Annotated in this window: 19 protein-coding genes and 1 tRNA gene; 14 read left to right on the top strand and 6 right to left on the bottom strand. The window is 65.4% G+C overall.

The window, feature by feature from the left end; genetic code table 11:
• Positions 1-97 precede the first annotated feature (97 nt).
• The 3 genes from galE to Y88_RS11590 all read left to right on the top strand — a co-directional run bounded on the left by galE (position 98) and on the right by Y88_RS11590 (position 2,071).
• Positions 98-1,102 carry a UDP-glucose 4-epimerase GalE gene (gene galE, locus Y88_RS11580; RefSeq protein ID WP_008069450.1) on the top strand — a complete coding sequence of 335 codons (1,005 nt, stop codon included), beginning with the start codon at positions 98-100 and terminating at the stop codon, positions 1,100-1,102.
• 72 nt (positions 1,103-1,174) lie between these two features.
• Positions 1,175-1,300: a type B 50S ribosomal protein L36 gene (gene ykgO / locus Y88_RS11585; RefSeq protein ID WP_008069451.1), complete on the top strand. Its 126-nt coding sequence runs from the start codon at positions 1,175-1,177 to the stop codon at positions 1,298-1,300.
• Between the two features lie 153 nt (positions 1,301-1,453).
• On the top strand, positions 1,454-2,071 hold the full coding sequence (locus tag Y88_RS11590) for an HAD-IA family hydrolase (protein ID WP_026166933.1): 618 nt from the start codon (positions 1,454-1,456) through the stop codon (positions 2,069-2,071).
• A gap of 32 nt (positions 2,072-2,103) precedes the next feature.
• On the opposite strand, the gene pgeF is transcribed toward Y88_RS11590, so the two are convergent.
• Both pgeF and pepN read right to left on the bottom strand, forming a co-directional pair.
• Complete coding sequence (gene pgeF, locus Y88_RS11595) at positions 2,104-2,877, bottom strand: peptidoglycan editing factor PgeF (protein ID WP_008069453.1); 774 nt, start codon at positions 2,875-2,877, stop codon at positions 2,104-2,106.
• Between the two features lie 4 nt (positions 2,878-2,881).
• Positions 2,882-5,518 carry an aminopeptidase N gene (gene pepN / locus Y88_RS11600; protein WP_018075718.1) on the bottom strand — a complete coding sequence of 879 codons (2,637 nt, stop codon included), beginning with the start codon at positions 5,516-5,518 and terminating at the stop codon, positions 2,882-2,884.
• 95 nt (positions 5,519-5,613) lie between these two features.
• Between pepN and Y88_RS11605 the strand changes: the two genes are divergently transcribed.
• Complete coding sequence (locus Y88_RS11605; RefSeq protein ID WP_036500255.1) at positions 5,614-6,465, top strand: SDR family oxidoreductase; 852 nt, start codon at positions 5,614-5,616, stop codon at positions 6,463-6,465.
• Here Y88_RS11605 and Y88_RS11610 read toward each other — a convergent pair.
• Together Y88_RS11610 and Y88_RS11615 are read right to left on the bottom strand one after the other, a co-directional pair.
• Positions 6,375-7,352: a DMT family transporter gene (locus Y88_RS11610; protein ID WP_018075720.1), complete on the bottom strand. Its 978-nt coding sequence runs from the start codon at positions 7,350-7,352 to the stop codon at positions 6,375-6,377. The two genes, Y88_RS11605 and Y88_RS11610, sit on opposite strands and share 91 nt — an antisense overlap.
• Positions 7,315-8,331, bottom strand: coding sequence for a threonine aldolase family protein (locus Y88_RS11615; RefSeq protein WP_008069456.1), 1,017 nt, complete (start codon positions 8,329-8,331; stop codon positions 7,315-7,317). Before Y88_RS11615 ends, Y88_RS11610 begins: the two co-directional genes overlap by 38 nt.
• A gap of 64 nt (positions 8,332-8,395) precedes the next feature.
• Between Y88_RS11615 and Y88_RS11620 the strand changes: the two genes are divergently transcribed.
• On the top strand, positions 8,396-8,713 hold the full coding sequence (locus Y88_RS11620) for a GNAT family N-acetyltransferase (RefSeq protein ID WP_008069457.1): 318 nt from the start codon (positions 8,396-8,398) through the stop codon (positions 8,711-8,713).
• Between the two features lie 30 nt (positions 8,714-8,743).
• On the opposite strand, the gene Y88_RS11625 is transcribed toward Y88_RS11620, so the two are convergent.
• Positions 8,744-8,818: transfer RNA gene (locus Y88_RS11625), tRNA-Thr, on the bottom strand.
• 127 nt (positions 8,819-8,945) lie between these two features.
• On the opposite strand from Y88_RS11625, the gene Y88_RS11630 reads away from it, so the two are divergent.
• The 9 genes from Y88_RS11630 (at position 8,946) to Y88_RS11670 (ending at position 16,878) form a co-directional block, all read left to right on the top strand.
• Positions 8,946-9,128 (top strand): hypothetical protein, encoded by a 183-nt coding sequence (locus Y88_RS11630; protein ID WP_018075721.1) that lies wholly within the window; start codon positions 8,946-8,948, stop codon positions 9,126-9,128.
• Positions 9,129-9,196: 68 nt separating this feature from the next.
• Positions 9,197-9,883 carry a 2,3-diphosphoglycerate-dependent phosphoglycerate mutase gene (gpmA, locus tag Y88_RS11635; RefSeq protein ID WP_008069459.1) on the top strand — a complete coding sequence of 229 codons (687 nt, stop codon included), beginning with the start codon at positions 9,197-9,199 and terminating at the stop codon, positions 9,881-9,883.
• A 62-nt stretch (positions 9,884-9,945) separates the two neighbouring features.
• Positions 9,946-10,434, top strand: a complete 489-nt coding sequence (gene purE / locus Y88_RS11640) for a 5-(carboxyamino)imidazole ribonucleotide mutase (RefSeq protein ID WP_018075722.1) — start codon at positions 9,946-9,948, stop codon at positions 10,432-10,434.
• Between the two features lie 29 nt (positions 10,435-10,463).
• Positions 10,464-11,522 carry a 5-(carboxyamino)imidazole ribonucleotide synthase gene (locus Y88_RS11645; protein WP_018075723.1) on the top strand — a complete coding sequence of 353 codons (1,059 nt, stop codon included), beginning with the start codon at positions 10,464-10,466 and terminating at the stop codon, positions 11,520-11,522.
• A gap of 6 nt (positions 11,523-11,528) precedes the next feature.
• On the top strand, positions 11,529-12,023 hold the full coding sequence (locus tag Y88_RS11650) for a dihydrofolate reductase (protein ID WP_008069462.1): 495 nt from the start codon (positions 11,529-11,531) through the stop codon (positions 12,021-12,023).
• Positions 12,023-12,949: a bifunctional riboflavin kinase/FAD synthetase gene (locus Y88_RS11655; RefSeq protein WP_008069463.1), complete on the top strand. Its 927-nt coding sequence runs from the start codon at positions 12,023-12,025 to the stop codon at positions 12,947-12,949. The genes Y88_RS11650 and Y88_RS11655 overlap by 1 nt, the downstream gene beginning before the upstream one ends.
• A gap of 109 nt (positions 12,950-13,058) precedes the next feature.
• Complete coding sequence (gene ileS, locus Y88_RS11660) at positions 13,059-15,896, top strand: isoleucine--tRNA ligase (protein WP_008069464.1); 2,838 nt, start codon at positions 13,059-13,061, stop codon at positions 15,894-15,896.
• Entirely contained in the window at positions 15,893-16,456 is a 564-nt protein-coding gene (lspA, locus tag Y88_RS11665; RefSeq protein WP_008069465.1) for a signal peptidase II, read from the top strand. Before ileS ends, lspA begins: the two co-directional genes overlap by 4 nt.
• Positions 16,456-16,878, top strand: a complete 423-nt coding sequence (locus tag Y88_RS11670; RefSeq protein WP_008069466.1) for a DUF3035 domain-containing protein — start codon at positions 16,456-16,458, stop codon at positions 16,876-16,878. Before lspA ends, Y88_RS11670 begins: the two co-directional genes overlap by 1 nt.
• Positions 16,879-17,023: 145 nt before the next feature.
• On the opposite strand, the gene Y88_RS11675 is transcribed toward Y88_RS11670, so the two are convergent.
• Positions 17,024-18,349 carry a hemolysin family protein gene (locus Y88_RS11675; RefSeq protein ID WP_008069467.1) on the bottom strand — a complete coding sequence of 442 codons (1,326 nt, stop codon included), beginning with the start codon at positions 18,347-18,349 and terminating at the stop codon, positions 17,024-17,026.
• Between the last annotated feature and the right edge of the window lie 205 nt (positions 18,350-18,554).

Below are 18,554 nucleotides of genomic sequence, written 5' to 3' on the forward strand. Positions count from 1 at the left end.
GCCTTTACACTCCCACAACGGGTGGATTGCTAATTCCCTGTGCGCAGGCGGGTGCTAGGCCGTCGACGATCAGGCAAGCAGGGGTGATTCGCATATCATGAGCAAGGTTCCCGTCCTCGTCACCGGCGGTGCCGGCTATATCGGCAGCCATGCGGTTCTCGCGCTCAAGGATGCCGGTTGGCCGGTGGCAGTGATCGACAATCTCGAAACCGGTTTCCGCTTTGCCGTCCCCGACGACGTGCCCTTCTATGAAGGCAATATCGACGACGAGGCGCTGCTGGCCCGGATCTTTGCCGAACAGGGGACGCAGGCGATCATGCATTTCGCCGGATCGATCATCGTGCCCGAATCGGTCGAAAATCCGCTCAAGTACTATCACAACAACACCGCGCGGAGCCGGTCGCTGATCGCGGCGGCGGTTGCAGGTGGCGTGCGCCATTTCATTTTCAGCTCGACTGCGGCGACCTACGGCATTCCCGAAGTTTCGCCCGTGACCGAGGACAGCCCGAAATCGCCGATCAATCCCTATGGCATGTCGAAGCTGATGACCGAGATCATGCTGGCCGACACGGCCAAGGCCCATCCGCTCAATTACTGCGCCTTGCGCTATTTTAACGTGGCAGGCGCCGATCCGCAGGCCCGCACCGGGCAATCGACCGCCGGCGCCACACATCTGATCAAGGTCGCCGTGGAAGCCGCGCTCGGCAAGCGCAGCCATGTCGCCGTGTTCGGGACCGATTTCGATACGCCCGACGGCACCGGGGTGCGCGACTATATCCACGTTTCGGATCTTGCCGCCGCGCATGTGCTGGCGCTCGAGGCTCTGATCGAGGACGCGGGACGCTCGCTGACCATGAATTGCGGCTATGGTCAGGGCTTTTCGGTGCTCGAAGTACTGAACGCGGTCGATCGCGTAACCAACCGGCAGATCGAGCGCCGATTGGAAGGTCGTCGCGCCGGGGATCCCGATTCGCTGATTTCCGACAATCGCCGTATCAAGGCGACTTTGCCTTGGGTGCCCAAGTACGATAATCTCGATACGATCGTGACGCATGCATTGGCGTGGGAGCGTCGGCTTTCGGAAATCCGTGGAGAAGGTTGACTTTCGGCGCCTTCACCACTAACCGCGCCTTTCCGTTTTTCGGCCCGGTCGCATCGGGCAAAGGGATTCGCCATGAAGATTCGCAACAGCCTGAAGTCGCTCAAGGACCGCCATCGCGACAACCGCGTGATCCGTCGTCGCGGCCGGACCTATGTCATCAACAAGACCCAGCGCCGTTTCAAGGCCCGCCAGGGCTGATTTCGGCGCGCCGCCGCGCAGTTTCGGCTGCGCATGGTCGGCGCGATCCCGCATGACGGGATGCTGACACCCCCGCCCAACGGCGGGGGTTTGGTCGTTTGCGGGAGCCTGCCCGTTTGCGGGGGCGTCGCCAGCGGCGTCCGTTCGCGGAGAATGCCTGTGGCACGAGTCGAAGCTGTCGTCTGGGATATTGGCCGCGTTCTGGTGCAATGGGATCTGCCGCGCATCTGGCGCGACGCGATTCCCGACCCCGACAAGCGCGCCTGGTTCACCACCAACGTCGTCACCGAAGCATGGCATTTCCGCCATGACGAAGGCGAATCGATGGAAGCGATGGTGGCCGAACGCATCGCCGAATTCCCCGAATATGCCGCAGAAATCGAGCGCTATCGCACGCACTGGCTCGAGGCGCTGCCAGGCCCGGTCGAAGGGACTCTGCCCCTGATCGAGCGTCTCGCCGCGCGCGAGGTCCCGCAATATTCGATTACCAATTTCGGTGCGGACGCCTTTGCGATGTTCCGCCCGACGTTCCCGATTCTCGACCACATGCGCGACATCGTGGTGTCGGGTGAAGAGCGGCTGGTGAAACCGCACCGCGCCATTTTCGATCTCGCTGTGCAGCGATTCGGTCATGCGCCCGAAACGATGCTGTTCATCGACGACAATGCGGCCAATATCGCGGCTGCCGATGCGCTCGGCTGGCAAGTCCATCATTTCACGGACGATGCGGCCGCGCTCGAAGCCGATCTGGTCGAACGCGGCCTGCTCTGATTCGCAGCGGCCTCTGTTCACTGTGGGGGCGTTCAGCCCTCGCGCAGTCCGATCAACGAGATTTCCCGGCCATAGCCCGGCTCGCCCTTGTGCGTGGCCCGGCGGAAGGAAAAGAACCGGTCGGCCTGCGCATAAGTGTCCTCGCCCAGCATGGCGACGGTGCCGACGCCTGAGGCCTGGAGGCGCGCGGCGACATAGCCTTCGAGATCGAACCAGCTGTGCCCGGAACGGCCCGCGCGAAAGAAGCGTTCGTTTTCGGGCGCGGCTTCGAGGAAGCGACGCTCGAAGCCTTCATCGACTTCATAGCTCTTCTGCGCGATGCACGGGCCGACGACGGCGGCCATGCGGTCGCGTTGTGCGCCCAGCGCCTCCATCGCGGCGATGGTCGCATCAGTGACGCCGCCGATGGCGCCTTTCCAGCCCGCATGAGCCGCGCCGACGACGCCCGCTGCCCGATCGAGGAACAGCACCGGCGCGCAGTCGGCGGTCAGCACGCCAAGGAGGATGCCCGGGCGATCGGTGACGAGCGCATCGGCAGCGGGCCGTTCGCTGTCGGGCCAGGGTTCGGTCACGGTCACCACATCGGGCGAATGGACCTGATAGGCGCAAGTCAGCCGGGCGCCGGGCAGCACCGCCCCAACCGCGCGGGCGCGGTTTTCGGCGGTTGCCGCAGGATCATCCTCGCTGCCCCAACCGACGTTGAGGCCGCAATGGACGCCCGTGCTCACGCCGCCGCGCCGACCGAGGAAGCCGTGCGCGGCCCCGGCCAGCGCCGGGTGAGTGAGAACTTCGACAGCTTCGCTCACGCTCTTACCCTTCGAGGCTCTTGCCGACCTGTTCGGTCACGTCGCGCGACAGGCCGCTATGGGCGGCGATGCGTTCGAGTTCGGCACGCATCAGCGCGGCGCGGGCCGGCTCGATCTTGCGCCAGCGTCCGAGCGGGGCGACGAAGCGGGCCGCGACGTTGCCGTTGATCGGATCGAGCGCGAGAATGAGATCGGCGATGATCCGATAGCCCTCGCCCGAAGGATCGTGGAACGCGGCGGTATTGGCGGCAAAGGCCATGTACAGCGCACGCACGCGGTTGGGATTGGTCAGCGTGAAATCGGGATGCTTTGCCAGAGCCTTGAGATGCTCGATCGCGCGCGGGTGGAGCGATCCTGCCTGAAGCGAGAACCACTTGTCGATGACGAGCGCGTTATCGGCGAAACGCTGGTGGAAATCGGCCAGCGCGGCTTCGCGTTCGGCGCCGTCGAGCCCGCACAGGACCATGAGCGCGCCCTGACGGTCGGTCATGTTGTCGGCAGCGGCATATTGCGCGCTGGCGCGGGCGACCGCTTCGGCGGGATCGGCCGGCGCGAGATAGACCAGAGCCTGGGTCTTGAGCTTGCGCGCGCCGCGTGCAGCAGCTTCGAGCCCATAGGGAACCGCGCTCGTGCGATCGTGCAGGGCTTTCCATTCGCTTGCCAGCGTGGTGCCCAGCCATGCCTTGAGCGCCTCGCGTTCGGCCCGGATGCGGCCCGGATCGACCGGGCTCAGCTGCTCGGCGATATAGGTTTCGCCCGGAAGGATCACGAGTTCGCCGCGCATGAGATCATCGAGCGCGGGATCGGCGAGCACGGCGGCAAGGGCCTTGCCGATGGCGGCGCGTCCGGCCGAGCGTGCGGCATCGTCGAGCTGTCCGCCGACAGCGGCGACGAGATGGCGGACGACGAGCTGCTGCATCGCTTCATAGCGGGCAAAGGGATCGTCGTCGTTGGCAGCCAGGAACACGAGGTCGGCGTCGCTGCTGGGATTGTCGATGGCGACCGGCGCGGAAAAACCGCGATTGATCGACAGGACCGGCAGTTCGGCAAAGCCGTCGAAGGTGAACGTCTGCTCTTCCCCGGTCAGGACGAGCAGGTGTTCGCCGCGATTGGCGCCGGTCGCGCGGTCGAACAGCGCGGTGCGCAGGGGAATGACCATCGGCTGTTTGTCCGGCTGGCCGGGGGTTGCCGGGACGGTCTGGCGCAAGGTCAGCGTGGCGGTCTCGCCCGCATGGGTCAGGGTGACCGCGACATGCGGGGTTCCGGCCTGCTGGTACCAGCGGCGGAACTGGGTGAGGTCGAGACCCGCGCCGTCCTCGATCGCCTTGACGAAGTCCTCGCAAGTCGCGGCCTGTCCGTCATGACGGTCGAAATAGAGGTCGGTGCCCTTGCGGAAGCGTTCGGCCCCGGCCAGCACGGTCATCATGCGGATCACCTCGGCGCCCTTGTTATAGACGGTCGCGGTGTAGAAGTTACTGATTTCCTGATAGGAATCCGGGCGGATCGGATGGGCGAGCGGGCCCGAATCCTCGGGGAACTGCGCCGCGCGCAAGATGCGCACGTCCTCGATCCGCTTGACCGGGGCGGACCCGCGATCGGCGCTGAACTGCTGGTCGCGCAGGACGGTGAACCCTTCCTTGAGCGAAAGCTGGAACCAGTCGCGGCAGGTCACGCGGTTGCCCGACCAGTTGTGGAAATATTCGTGGGCCACGACGCCTTCGACCGCGTCGTAGTCGCCGTCGTTGGCGGTTTCCGGGTCCGCCAGGATGTAGCGGGTGTTGAAGATGTTCAGCCCCTTGTTCTCCATCGCCCCGGCGTTGAAATCGGCAACGGCGACGATGTTGAAGAGGTCGAGGTCGTATTCGCGGCCATAGACGTCCTCGTCCCACTTCATCGAGGCGATCAGGCTGCGCATGGCGTGGTCGGTACGGGTTTCGTCACCGGGGCGGACCCAGATGGCCAGATCGACCTTGCGGCCCGACCGGGTGGTGAACGTGTCGCGCGTCGCGACCAGATCGCCCGCGACCAGCGCGAAGAGATACGAAGGCTTGGGCCAGGGATCGTGCCATTCGGCCCAGTGGGTGTTCTTGTGCGCGTCGCCCGAGGCAACTGGATTGCCGTTGGAGAGCAGCACCGGGAACTTCGCCTTGTCCGCGATCATGCGCACACGATAGCGGCTGAGCACGTCGGGGCGGTCGGGGAAGAATGTGATGCGGCGGAACCCTTCGGCCTCGCACTGGGTGCAGAGCATCCCGCCCGAGGCATAGAGGCCCGAAAGCTGGGTGTTGGCGGTCGGATTGATAACGGTTTCGATCACCACGCGATGCTTGTCGCCCGAAAGGTCGATGACCAGATCGTTGCCGTCCATGCGCCAGTCGTTGAGCGCCTTGCCGTCGACTTCGAGGCCCGCAACCGCGATCCCGTCGCCGTTGAGGCGCAGCGGCGCGCCGGTTTCACCCTCGGCATTGCGTTCCACGTCGAGAGTGGCGCGCACGCGCGTCGCATCGAGGGACAGCGCGAATTCAAGCGTGATGTCGGGCACCAGCCAGTCGGGTGCGCGATAGTCGAGACGCTGGATGACTTGCGGGCCAGTGACTTTCAGGCCTGTGTCGGCGGCGGGCGGGTTCGACATAGCGTTCATGACACCTATTTAGGCACTGACACGCGCGGGGCAAACCGCAATCGTGCGGATGGGCGGGTTGACTTCATCGAGACGGACCCGCCACTTGCCCGATCATGACGGCACGCATGGTCATCTTCGGTCTGGGGTACAGCGCGAGTGTGCTGGCGCGGCGTTTGCGCGCGCTCGGCTGGGACGTCGTGGGCACCGGGCGTGCCGGTTCGCTTGCATTCGAGGACGAGGAGGCCGTGCGGCGGGCGCTGTCCGGGGCGAGCCATGTCCTCTCGAGCGTCCCCCCCGAACACGGGGGCGGCGATCCGGTGCTGGAGCGCTATGGCGAGGCATTGGCCGGGGCTCCGGCGCGCTGGATCGGCTATCTTTCCTCGACCGGGGTCTATGGCGATACCGGCGGGGCATGGGTGGACGAGACCGCGCCGATCGGTGCCGGGCGGCGCAGCGCGCGTGCACAAGCCGACAGCGACTGGCAGGCCCTGCGAGAGGGTGTCCGGGTCTTTCGCCTGCCGGGGATCTATGGGCCGGGGCGCAGCGCGTTCGAGCGTCTGCGCGACGGGACTGCCCGACGTCTGATCGCGCCCGATCAGGTGTTCAGCCGCATCCATGTCGAGGACATTGCGAGCGGCGTGATCGCGGGACTGGCGGGGCCGCCGGGCGTCTATAATCTCGCCGACGACGAACCGGCGAGCCAGAATGCAGTGATCGAGGAAGCCGCGCGCCTTTTGGGGCTTGCGCCGCCGCCGATGCTGCCGATCAAGGAGGCCGGGCTCTCGCCGATGGCGCAGGCGTTTTATGCCGAAAACCGGCGCGTCGCGAACGGCAAGGCGCGGCGCCTGCTCGGCTGGCGCCCGGCCTTTCCGACTTATCGCGAAGGGCTGCGCGCCTTGAGTGCGACGACGAGTCCCGCAAGCGAGAGCAAGGCGCCCGCGACATTGAGCCCGGACCAGCGATAGCCTTCGAACAGGGTCGAGAGCAGCATGGCGACGACCGGCACCAGCACGCCGCTATAGGCCGCAGGGCCCGGTCCCATTTCCCGCAGCAACAGGTTGTAGAGCGGGAATGTCAGCACCGAGCCGATGAAGGCGAGATAGGCGACGCTGCCGACATAGGCGGGAGAGGGATCGAACACCGGCGCCCCCGACAATGCGAACGCCACTGCCGCGTCGGCGATCGCCCCGATCAGGAACGCCCAGGCGAGCAGGTGTGCAGCCGGGATGCGGCGCGCGACCGGGGCTGCCTGCAACAGGTTGCCGACCGAGGCGCAGAGGAGGGCCGCGACCGACATGGCCGCGCCGAGCGGCACGTCGCTGCCCGCCGGAGCCGCGCGATATTCGTGGATCATGAGAAGGACGATGCCCGCGCCCGCGATCAGCGAACCCAGAATGAACCCGCCCGTCACCCGCGTGCCGAGAAAGAGGCGCCCGAACACCGCGTTCGGCAGGATCAGCAAGGCAAAGACCACGGCGACGAGGCCGGAGGTCAGATGGCTTTCGGCGCGATAGACGAACTGGAAATTGCAGCAGAACAGGCTGAGCCCGATCAGGCCCGCCTGAACCAGCACGCGGCGTTCGGGCACCAGCGCACCGATGCGGATGTCCCCGCGCAGGAGGCCGAGCGCGAACATCCCCACCGCCGCTCCGGCAAAGCGCCAGGTGATCGACCAGCTTGCCGGAACCGGTCCGATCTGCCCCTTGATCACAAGCCAGGTCGAACCCCAGACCAGTGCCGTCAGGGCAAACGCCGTCACGACGGCCGGATTGGCGCCCTTTGTCCCCGTTTCCCCCATCACCGCGTGCCCGTTTTCAGAGTGCCGCAAGCGCGCGGGCGAGGGCAGCGACATGCGCCGGATCGTTGGACCACGACGTGACGAGGCGCGCCGCGCCGGGGGCACCGGCCGGGGCGGGCCAGTCGTAGAATTCGAAACCCTGTGCCCGAAGCGCCGCCGCTTCTGCCGGAGAGAGCGTCAGGAAGATCTCGTTGGCTTCGACCGGCTGGATCAGGCGGTCACGCGCAGAGGCTGCGATTTCGGCAGCCGCCGCATTGGCCACGCGGGCATTGTCGAGCCAGAGATCGCCTTCGAGCATGGCGAGGATCTGCGCGGCGAGATAGCGCCCTTTCGATTGCAGGTGTCCGGCTCGCTTGCGGCGAAAGCGCACGACATCGGCAAGGCCTTCGCTGAAAAAGACGATCGCTTCGGCGCTCATCCCACCGTTCTTGATGAAGCCGAAGCTGAGGGCATCGACTCCCGCATCGGCCGAAACCGCCGCCGGGGTGCAGCCGAGATGGGCCACGGCATTGGCAAAGCGGGCGCCGTCCATGTGGAGGCGCAGGCCGCGTGCCTTGGCCAGCGCGCCGATCGCGCTCACTTCGTCCGGCGTATAGGCGCGGCCATATTCGCTCGCCTGCGTGATCGAGACGGCATGGGGCTGGACCTGATGCACGTCGGGACGGATGGGATCGATCGCGGCGGCGATCGCGGCAGGATCGAGCTTCGCGCCGTCGCCTTCTGCAAGGATCAGCTTGGCCCCATGGGTGAAAAAGCCCGGAGCCCCGCCTTCATCGACTTCGATATGCGCCTCGCGGTGGCAGACGACCGCGCCGTGGGGCGGGACCATCGCGGCAAGGGCAAGGCAATTGGCCGCCGTGCCGGTGGCGGCCCACAGCGCGGTGACCGGACGTCCGAAAGTTTCGCTGAATGCGGCGTCGAGCCGCTGCGACAGCCGGTCGCCGTCATAGGCGGTGTCGGGCGCGTCGGCAGCCTGCATCGCGGCCCAGATCCGGGGGTGGACGGCGGCGGCATTGTCGGAGAAGAATTTCATGGCCTGAGCGTGTGGGGCTGCCCCGCACGCCGGTCAAGTCCACGCAGGACAAGAAGGAGCGCCCATGGAAGCCATGACGATTACGCTGGAACAAGGGGAAGGGGCGGGGGTGTCAGGAGAAGGGGAAACGCGCGGGCGCTTCGTCGCGAGGCTGCCGGGCGAATCGGCGACCGGTGTTCTCACGTATTTTCGGCGCGGCGATGTGCTGGTGGTCGATCATACGCTTGTCCCGACCGCGATCGGGGGGCGTGGCGTTGCCGCGCGACTGGTCGATGCGCTGATTGCCCATGTCCGGGCGCAGGGGCTGAAAGTCGAGCCGCAGTGCAGCTATGTCGCAGTCGCATTCGACCGCCACCCCGAGTGGGGTGCCCTTCTGGCCTGATCGTTTGATGTCGGAGAAGAGCCAAGGAAATGGTGCTGCTGGGGAGGATTGAACTCCCGACCTCAGCCTTACCAAGGATGCGCTCTACCACTGAGCTACAGCAGCACGCCATTTCCTGTTCCGCCCGGTGCAGCGTGGTGCGCCGCTGGGCAGGGGCGCCCTTTGGCCGGGGGCATCACCTTTGTCAAGCGGGGGTTGCGAAGTCTTTTTCGGAAAAGCATAGACACCGGGCATGACCGAGATCCCTGTGCCCCCCGCAATGCGCCCGGAAACCGCCGGACTGAGCCGTGAAGAACGCCTGGCCCAAAGGCTGCGCGAAAATCTTCATCGTCGCAAGGCGCAGGCGCGCGCACTTGCGAGCGGGGAAAGCGTGGCGAGCGAATCGCAGACCAAAACCGACCTTTCCAAATCCTGACGCAGCCGCTACGGCCCGCAATTCCAATTTTTGCCCGTCGTCTCATTCTGACAGAAGCAGGAAAAGCAATGCCTCGCCTTATCCTTGTCCGTCACGGCCAATCGCAGTGGAACCTTGAAAACCGCTTCACCGGCTGGTGGGATGTCGATGTCACGGAAAAGGGCGCTGCCGAAGCGCTTGCCGCCGGTGCCCTGCTCAAGGAAAAGGGCCTGCTGCCGACGCTGGCGTTCACTTCGGTCCAGACCCGCGCGATCAAGACGCTGCACTATGTGCTCGAAGCGGCCGGTCGCCTGTGGATTCCCGAAACCAAGGATTGGCGCCTCAACGAACGCCACTACGGCGGCCTGACCGGGCTCGACAAGGCCGAGACCGCCGCCAAGCACGGCGAGGACCAGGTGAAGATCTGGCGCCGCAGCTTCGACACGCCGCCGCCGCCGCTCGACAAGGGCAGCGAGTTCGATCTGTCGGGCGATCCGCGTTATGCCGGGATCGACGTCCCCGCGACCGAAAGCCTCAAGGACACCATTGCCCGCGTTCTGCCTTTCTATGAAGCGGCGATCGCGCCTGCGCTCAAGGCCGGCGAAACGGTGATCGTGGCGGCTCACGGCAATTCGCTGCGTGCGCTGGTCAAGCATCTCTCGGGCATTTCGGACGCCGAAATCACTGGCCTCGAAATCCCGACCGGGCAGCCGATCGTCTACGAACTCGACGATTCGCTCGTCGCGGTCGATCGTTATTACCTGTCGGAACGCTGAGCGGAGCTGACGCCGAAAGGAACAGGCCCAAGGGAACTGTGGGGAAGGGGATCACCCGCGCGATGACCGATACTGCCATTCCGGTTGCCATCATCATGGGCAGCCAGTCCGACTGGGAAACGATGAAGAATGCCGCCGCCGTGCTGGAAAAGCTCGGCGTGGCGCATGATTGCCGCATCGTTTCGGCCCATCGCACTCCCGATCGCCTCGTCGATTTTGCCAAGGGGGCGCACGAGGAAGGCTTCCGCGTCATCATCGCGGGTGCGGGCGGAGCTGCTCACCTGCCCGGCATGGTCGCGTCGATGACGCACTTGCCCGTGCTGGGCGTTCCGGTCGAATCCAAGGCGCTCAAGGGCATGGACAGCCTGTTGTCCATCGTCCAGATGCCGGGCGGAATTCCGGTCGGAACACTGGCGATCGGCGTTCCCGGAGCGACCAATGCGGGTATCCTTGCCGCTTCGATCCTGGCGACGTCGGACCCGGCTCTCGCTGAACGGCTGATCGCTTTCCGCACGGCGCAGACCGCGTCGGTCGCCGAAAAGCCGGTGTGAGCGCAGGACATCAGGAACAAGAGGCAGGCATGATTTCCCCCGGCGAGACCATCGGCATCCTCGGCGGCGGCCAGCTTGGGCGCATGATTGCGCTCGCCGCCGCGCAACTGGGCTATCGCTGCCATATCTATGCGCCGGAAAGCGATTCGATCGCGGCCGATGTCGCGGCGGCTTTCACGCGCGGTTCCTATGATGACGAAGCAGCGCTTGCCGCCTTTGCCGAGGGTTGCGCGGTCGTCACGTACGAGTTCGAGAATGTCGCGGCCCCGCCACTGGCGGCGATCCTGCCTCACGCGCCGTTGCATCCGCCTGCCCGCGCTCTCGAAGTCGCGCAGGACCGGGTCAACGAAAAGAGCTTCGTCGAGGCGCTCGGCGGACGCCCCGCGCCCTGGGCGCAGGTCGACAGCCGTGCCGATCTCGACGCGGCGCTCGCCCGCATCGGGGCGCCCGGCATCCTCAAGACCCGCCGCGACGGCTATGACGGCAAGGGGCAGTGGCGGATCATGGATGCTTCGGCTGCCGAGGCGATCGAGCTTCCGGGCAAGCCGCTGATCTACGAAGGGTTCGTCACGTTCTTCGGGGAATTCTCGGTCATTCTGGTCCGTGGGATCGATGGTGAGATCCGGTTCTGGGATTCGGCGGAAAACGTGCACGAGGCGGGCATCCTTGCCCGTTCGACCGTTCCGGCGCCGCCCGCGATCGTCGCGCAAGTGCCCGAGGCTCGCGCGCTTGCCGCCAAAGTCGCCGAGGCGCTCGACTATGTCGGAGTGCTGACGCTCGAATTCTTTGCGACGGCCGATGGGCCGGTCTTCAACGAAATGGCCCCGCGCGTTCACAATTCGGGGCACTGGACCACCGAAGGCGCGCTTACGAGCCAGTTCGAGAACCATGTGCGGGCCATTTGCGGGTTGCCGCTGGGGTCGACCGCGCTGGCGGCCAGGGGGGCGGTCATGGACAACCTCATCGGGGATGCGGCGCACGACTGGGCCGCGATCCTGTCCGATCCGGCCAATCATCTCCATCTCTACGGCAAGGCTGCCGCAAGGCCGGGGCGCAAGATGGGCCACGTCACCCGGTTGGTCCTCTGACAGACAATGGACCGCGCGCTTTCCGATCTCGTCATCATCGTCGCGCGCGCCCGCGATGGCACCATCGGGCATGATGGTGCGATGCCCTGGCACTTGCCTGCCGACTTGCGCCGCTTCAAGGCGCTGACCATGGGCAAGCCGATGATCATGGGGCGCAAGACGTTCGAATCGCTGCCCGGTCTCCTGCCGGGACGTCGTCATATCGTGCTGACTCGCGACGCGGCCTGGCAGGCCGAGGGCGCCGAAGTCGCGCACACGACGGAACAGGCCCTGTCTCTGGCCGGGCCCGATGCCGCCGTGATCGGCGGCGCGGAAGTGATCGCGCTGTTCGAGCCTTTCGCCACCCGTTTCGAATTGACCGAAATCGACGCGGACTATCGCGGCGACACCGTGCTGCCTGCGCCGGGGGGCGTCTGGCGCGAAACTGCACGGGAATCCCATCCAGCCGGGCAGGGGCGGCCCGCTTACGCTTTTGTCAGTTTTGAAAGGGCGCCTGCCTGATGCGGTTCGATGCACGTCATCCCCTGCCCGATGCCTTTCGTGGGGCGATCATTGCGCTCGGCAATTTCGACGGGTTTCATCTGGGTCATCAGGCCGTTGCGGGTGCCGCCGTCGAATGGGCGCGGGCCGAGGGTCGCCCGGCGATCATCGCCACGTTCGATCCCCACCCGGTGCGTCATTTTCAGCCCGATACGGCACCGTTCCGGCTGACCACGCTCGACCAGCGCGAGGAACTGTTCCTTGCCGCCGGGGCCGATGCGATGCTGATTTTCCATTTCGATCATGACCTTGCCAATACGACGGCGGCCGAATTCGTGTGCGACCTGCTGGTCGGGCGATTGGGGGCGGCCGGCGTCGTCACGGGCGACGATTTCACGTTCGGCAAGGGACGCGGCGGCAATGTCGGGGTCCTGACCGAGCTTGGCCGCGAACTCGGCCTGCGCACGCGTCAGGTCGGGCCGGTTCTGGTCGGAGGCGAAGTCGTCTCCTCGAGCCGCATTCGCGAGGCTCTGGAGGAAGGCGATTGCGTCACCGCCGGGCGGCTGATGACGCGCCCTTATGCCATTCGCGGCATTGTCCAGCACGGCGACAAGGTCGGGCGGACGATCGGCTTTCCCACGGCCAATCTCGTCATCCGCAATTACCTGCGCCCCCGCTACGGCATCTATGCGGTGACCGGGCGGCTGGCCGACGGTACCCGCTTGAAAGGTGCGGCCAACATGGGCGTGCGGCCGACGTTCAATCCGCCCAAGGAATTGCTGGAGCCGCATTTCTTCGATTTTTCCGGTGACCTTTACGGTCAGGAAATCGAGGTCGCCTTCCACTACTTCCTGCGCGGCGAATGGAAATTCGATTCGCTCGACGCGATGATGGTGCAGATCGGCAAGGACTGCGAGGAAGCGCGCAGGCTGCTCGAGGGCGTTTGAAGGAGCGCTTTGCCCGGATTGTGACCAAATTCTGCACAAGCCGGGTTTAGGCAGCCTTATCTGCTCCTCAATTGCGCGTTTACGCTGAGACCGCTAAGGCGCGTCGGTCATGACCGAGCAGCGCGATTTCCGTTCGACCGTCTTCCTGCCGAAGACTGATTTCCCCATGAAGGCCGGGCTCCCGCAAAAGGAGCCGGGTATTCTTGCGCGCTGGCAGGAGCAGGACTTCTACCGCCGCCTGCGCGAAGCGCGCGCGGGGCGTGAAAAGTTCATCCTCCACGACGGTCCCCCTTACGCCAACGGCGACATGCATATCGGGCACGCGCTCAACCATATCCTCAAGGACATGGTCGTCCGGACCCAGACGCTGCTGGGCAAGGATGCGCCCTATGTTCCCGGCTGGGACTGCCACGGCCTGCCTATCGAGTGGAAGGTCGAGGAAGAATACCGCAAGAAGAAGAAGAACAAGGACGAGGTCCCCCCGCGCGAATTCCGCGCCGAATGCCGTGCCTATGCCCGCAAGTGGGTGGATACCCAGCGCGAACAGCTCAAGCGGCTGGGCATCAACGCCGACTGGGACCATCCCTATCTCACGATGGATTTTGCCGCCGAGGCGACCATTGTCGGCGAACTGTTGAAATTCGCCGAATCCGGGCAGCTCTATCGCGGCGCGAAGCCGGTGATGTGGAGCCCGGTCGAAAAGACCGCGCTTGCCGAAGCGGAAGTCGAATACGAGGACATCGTTTCGACCCAGATCGACGTCGCCTTTGAAATCATCGAATCGCCCGATCCCGATCTTGTCGGCGCCTTTGCCGTGATCTGGACGACGACGCCCTGGACGATCCCCGCCAATCAGGCGATCGCCTATGGCCCCCATGTCGATTACCACCTGATCCTTGTCGGCGACCGCCGCTACCTGATCGCCGAGCCGCTGGTCGAAGCGTTCGTCAAGCGCATCGGCGCCGACCGCCACGACATGGAGTTCTACATCAAGGGCGCAGCTCTCGAAGGCACTGTCGCGCGCCATCCGATGCACGCGCTGGGCGGGTTCTTTGCCCGTCCGCGTCCGTTCCTTGCAGGCGAATTCGTCACTACCGATTCGGGTACCGGCCTTGTCCACATGGCCCCGGACCACGGCGAGGACGACTTCCTGCTGTGCAAGGCGCACGGCATCGATCCGGTCTTCGCGGTCGAGGGCGACGGGCGGTATCGCGCCGACTGGCCCTGGCTGGGCGGCGAAGGCAGCGTCATCAATCCCAAGTTCAACGCGCCCGAAGGTCCGGTCTGCACCGCGCTTGCCGAGGTCGGCGGACTGGTCGCGGCGAGCGCCGACTATCGCCATTCCTATCCGCATTCGTGGCGGTCGAAGGCCAAGGTCATTTTCCGCTGCACCCCGCAGTGGTTCGTGCCGATGGACAAGTCGATCCCGCCCGTGCTCGAGGACGGCGCGGACGAACTTGACGCCATGATGGCGCCGCGCACCCTGCGCGAGCGCGCGATGAAGGCGATTGCCGACACCCGCTTCGTTCCCGAAAAGGGGCGCAACCGTATCGGCGCCATGGTCGAAGGTCGCCCGGACTGGGTGCTTTCGCGCCAGCGTGCCTGGGGCGTTCCGCTCACGCTGTTCGTCCATCGCCAGACCGGCGAAGTGCTGGTCGATGAAGCCGTCAACGCCCGGATCGTCGCGGCTATCGGGCTCGAAGGCGTCGATGCCTGGGAAGACGCCCGCGCCGCCGAATATCTGGGCGCCGACTATCGGGTCGAGGATTACGAGCGCGTCACCGACATTCTCGACGTCTGGTTCGATTCGGGTTCGACCCATGCCTTCGTGCTCGAAAGCGGACGCTGGCCCGATCTCGTTCGTCCCGAAGGCTATCGCGGCCCGCTCGCCGATCTCTATCTCGAAGGGTCGGACCAGCATCGCGGCTGGTTCCAGTCCTCGCTGCTCGAATCCTGCGCCACGCGCGGCCATGCCCCCTACAAGGCGATCCTGACCCACGGCTTCACCATGGACGCCAAGGGCATGAAGATGTCGAAGTCGCTGGGCAACACCATCAGCCCGCTCGATCTCATGCGCGATTATGGCGCGGACATCCTGCGGCTCTGGGCGCTTTCGGTCGATTTCACCGAGGATCACCGCATCGGCAAGGAAATCCTCGCCGGGGTGGCCGACCAGTATCGCAAGCTGCGTAACACATTCCGTTACCTGCTCGGCGCGCTCGACGGCTTTGCCGAAGAGGAACGCGTCGCGGTGGCCGACATGCCGGAACTGGAACGCCATGTCCTGGCCGTTCTGGGGCAGCTCGACGCGACCTTGCGGCAGGCGATCGCCGATTTCGACTTCAACACTTATGTCCGTGCGCTGACCGAATTCTGCAACGAGGACTTGTCCGCGTTCTTCTTCGATATCCGCAAGGACAGCCTTTATTGTGACGCGCCTGACGCGCCGCGCCGCCGGGCTTATCGCACGGTGCTCGACACGTTGTTCCACGCGCTGGTCCGCTATGCGGCGCCGGTCCTGGTCTTCACGTCCGAGGAAGTCTGGGGCACCCGCTATCCGCAAGGGGGCAGCGTCCACCTGCTCGAATGGCCCGAAGTGCCCGCAGCAGAGGTGGATGCGGACCGCTGGCAGGCGCTGCGCGCGCTGCGCCAGGCAGTCACTGAGGCGATTGAGCCGCTGCGCCGGGAAAAGGTGCTGGGGTCCGGGCTCGAAGCCACGGTCGAGCTGCCTGCGCAAGTTCCGGCCGGCTTTACCGAAGCCGACTTTGCCGAGCTGTTCATCACCGGGACGGTCCGTTTCGGGCAGGGTGATGCCGTGGTCGTGACGCGGACCGATGATGCCAAGTGCGGTCGGTGCTGGCGCCATCTGCCCGAAGTCGCGGAGGATGGAGCCCTGTGCGTGCGTTGTGACGATGTGGTGGCCAAGATCGACGATGTGCCCGCATGATGCGTGATGCTGCTTCCCGGCCCGATGCGGCGCGTGCGTTCGAGTCATGGACCCGGCGCGCGTTCGGCTATGGCCTTGCCCTGCTCGTCTTTGCCGTCGATCGCGGGATCAAGGCGCTGCTGCTCGGGCCCGTGGGGCTCGACCGGACGGATTCGATCCGGCTGCTGCCGATCTTCAACTTGCGCTTCACCCAGAATTTCGGCGTTTCGCTCGGCATGTTCACCGCGACATCGACCGAGACGCGGTTGATCCTGCTCGCCGTGACCGGGGCCATTGCGCTCGGCGTCGCGATCTGGATGCTGCGGGAAAAGCGGCAGTGGGACATCGTCGGCCTTGCCATGGTGCTGGGTGGCGCGCTCGGGAATATCTACGACCGCTCGGTCCACGGTTTCGTGATCGATTATGCCGATCTTCACATCGGCGAATGGCGTCCTTTTCTGATTTTCAACCTTGCTGACGCTGCGATCACGCTCGGCGTGCTGATACTGCTTGCCCGTTCGCTGCTTTCCGGCGAAAAGCCCGCCAACGACGGCAAATCGACCCCCACGGAGACCCATTGATGCGCAAGACCGCTTTTGTCCCCCTTGCCGGTAGCGCGGTGGTCCTTGCGGGTCTGCTCGGCGGGTGCAGTTCGCACTCATCACTGTTCAATCGTCCCCGTCCGGACGAATTTGCCGTGACGCGTCAGGCGCCGCTGGTGGTGCCGCCCGATTTCGCGCTGACCCCGCCCAATCCGGGTGCGCCGCGTCCGCAGGACGTCGACGCCAGCCGTCAGGCGCTCGACGCGCTGTTCGGCGGTCCGGCACCGCGCAGCGCCGTCGAAACCGACACTCTGGGCAAGGCCGGTCCGTCCTCGCCCGCGATCCGCAGCACGGTCGGCGATCCCAAGACCCAGACCGTGCCCAAGGGTGCGGGGGTCCGCGACATTCTCAAGACGCCCGAAGGTTCGTCGGCGGCTGCCCACGCAGGCACCGGCCAGTAATCCATCGGCCAGTAATCCATCGGCCAGTAATCAAAAACGGCCCAGTCGCGAGAGCGGCCGGGCCGTTTTTCTTTGTGTGCCCGTTTCGGGATGGAAGCGGGACCCCGGATCAAGTCCGGGGTGACGAGGTGTTTGGTAAAGGGGCTTAACCGTCGAGCGCAGGGGCGGGCGCTGCGGTCTTGATCCGCGCGGCCAGCAGCTTGTCGATCTTGCGGCCATCCATGTCGACGACTTCAAAACGCCAGCCCTGGCTGGTGAAATGCTCGCCCTCGTGCGGCAGCTTGCGCAGGACGGAAAGAGCAAAGCCCGCAACCGTCGCATAGTCGCGATGCTCGGGCAGGTCGATGTCGAGCCGGTCGGCCATGGCATCGGCGGGCAGGGCCCCGGAAATCAGCAGCGAGCCGTCCTCGCGCTCGATCAGCATGGGGGTGTCGCCGTCATCGCCATGGGCGACGAAGGTTCCCGCGATCGCGTCGAGCAGGTCGGCGGGGGTCACGATCCCTTCGAGATGGCCGTATTCGTCGTGGACGAGCGCGAGCGTCACTTCGGCCTGCTGGATCTGGCGCAAGGCATCCATCGCGTCGAGCCGGTCGGGCACGATCGCGGGCTTTTTCATGAGCGTGGAAAGCTCGGGCGCTTCGCCGCGCACCAATGCCTGCAGCACGTCGCGCACGCGCACGACGCCGACCACGGTATCGACCGATCCTTCAGCAACGAGCAGCAATGAATGCGGGCATTGTGCGAGCGCGGTGCGGATCGCGGCCTCGTCGGCGGCGACGTCGATCCAGTGCAGTTCGGTGCGCGGGGTCATCATGTCGCGCACCGGACGTTCGGCGAGCCGCATGACGCTGGTCATCAGCGCGCGTTCGTCTTCCTCGATCACGCCGGAGCGGGTCGCTTCGGCAAAGATCATTTCCAGTTCCTCGGTGGTGACTTCCTGCCCGTCCTTGCGGGCAATACCGGTCAGCCGCAGGACCAGTGCCGACGAGCGATCGAGCAGCCACACCAGCGGCGCGGCGCCGGTTGCGATCATCGCCATCGGCCGGGCCGCGACGATGGCGATAGGTTCGGCTGCACGCAGGGCAAGCTGCTTGGGGACGAGTTCGCCGATCACCAGCGACAGATAGGTCGTGATCGCGATGACCAGGGCAAAACCGGCTTCGTCGGCGACGGCGGGCGAAAGGCCGAGCGCGGCAAGGCGTTCGCCGACAGGTCCCCCCAGGCTCGATCCCGAGAAAGCACCCGCGATGATGCCGACGAGGGTAATGCCGATCTGTGCGGTGGACAGGAGCTTGCCCTGATCGCTGGCGAGTTCGAGCGCGAGCGCGGCGCCGCCCGATCCTGATTCGGCCTGCAGCTTCAGCCGGGCGGGCCGTGCCGACACGATGGCCAGCTCGGACATGGAAAAGAGGCCGTTGAGTACGACCAGGGCGCCGATGATGACGACATCAGTCCAGGGAAAAGGTGTCACGCCAAGCCCGCTAGCAGATTTGACCGCATTCGCGAAGAGCGCAGCATGATCGCTTTGGATGTCATGACTTTTGCGGGAACAAGGACATTCCGCATTCGTTCATGTCGCTGCTGGTTATCACATGACGGCTTACCGAGCGCTCTGGAAAATGTTGCCGGTCCCGATATGGGAAGCAAGTGTGCCGCAAGGTCGTCGGCGACTGTCC

The sequence above is a fragment of the Novosphingobium nitrogenifigens DSM 19370 genome, assembly GCF_000192575.1.
GTDB lineage: Bacteria > Pseudomonadota > Alphaproteobacteria > Sphingomonadales > Sphingomonadaceae > Novosphingobium > Novosphingobium nitrogenifigens.